The organism is Oleiphilus sp. HI0117 (assembly GCF_001635235.1).
The window spans coordinates 1-864 of sequence record NZ_LWGA01001346.1; the positions used below are offsets into that span (position 1 = coordinate 1).

Here is an 864-nt window from a genome sequence, read left to right on the forward strand (position 1 = left end):
ACTTTATAGGACGTGCCGCCAGTTTTCTTAGCGAACTTGAAGGCGCTCGTGGTTGCACCTGAAACACGCCCTAAAAAGTTACTGATAGACTCTTCAGACACCCAAGGTTCAGTTTTTTCACTCTTGGAGCGAGAGTTTGCAGACTTTTTTTCATCTGACTTGGGCTTTTCAGAGTTTTTCTCGCTCATATGTCGTGCCACGCTATATCAGTGTCGAGTGTTACCGAATCAAGCTCTATTGCTAAAGAGCATTGGCTAAGGCATTCGCGCTAACTTGCTGTAAAGAAATAAAGTCTAATAAGACTTCAGCACTTTCCTCAACGATAAAGTCTGGTTCTTGTGCTTTGTCTGTTTCAATAGGCTTTTCATCTTCGCTGTCACGCCAGGCCTGAAGAGATTCAAATTCTGGCTTTTGTTCAAGTCGGCGGCGCTTGTTAAGTAAGTCCAAGCGTGCCTTGTCGAAGGCTTCGTCTTCGGTTTTTCGTTTTTGTTCGTTAATCGTTACTTTTTCTATACCGCGCTGAGATTCTAGTAATTCTATTTCTTCTAACAAAAGTACGTATTCAGGATGTTGTGTAATACGTGTGATATGGCTCTCGGCTAGTTTTTGGCTAAGCGGGCTCAAGGCGCCCACCTTGCTAAATTTGGCTGAAGCAATGGAGTCCCACTCAAGTGCGTGATCCAGGGCATCTTCACCTACTTTCGAAGTATCAATGGTGTCAGGTAAAATAATATCCGGGACAACGCCTTTGTGCTGGGTGCTAGCGCCAGAGATTCTATAAAACTTGGCTTGTGTTATTTTTAACTGGCCATGGTTAAGTGGGCGAACTGCTTGTACAGTCCCTTTGCCGAATGTTGGTGTACC

2 protein-coding genes are annotated in these 864 nt (G+C 44.4%); both read right to left on the reverse strand.

Annotated features, from left to right (window positions below; translation table 11 throughout):
• The coding region (locus A3757_RS23180; RefSeq protein ID WP_156506514.1) for a hypothetical protein at positions 1-188 on the reverse strand (188 nt) is incomplete at its 3' end.
• Positions 189-240: 52 nt separating this feature from the next.
• Positions 241-864: carboxy terminal-processing peptidase (locus A3757_RS23185; protein WP_197470257.1), on the reverse strand; the 624-nt coding region annotated here is incomplete at its 5' end.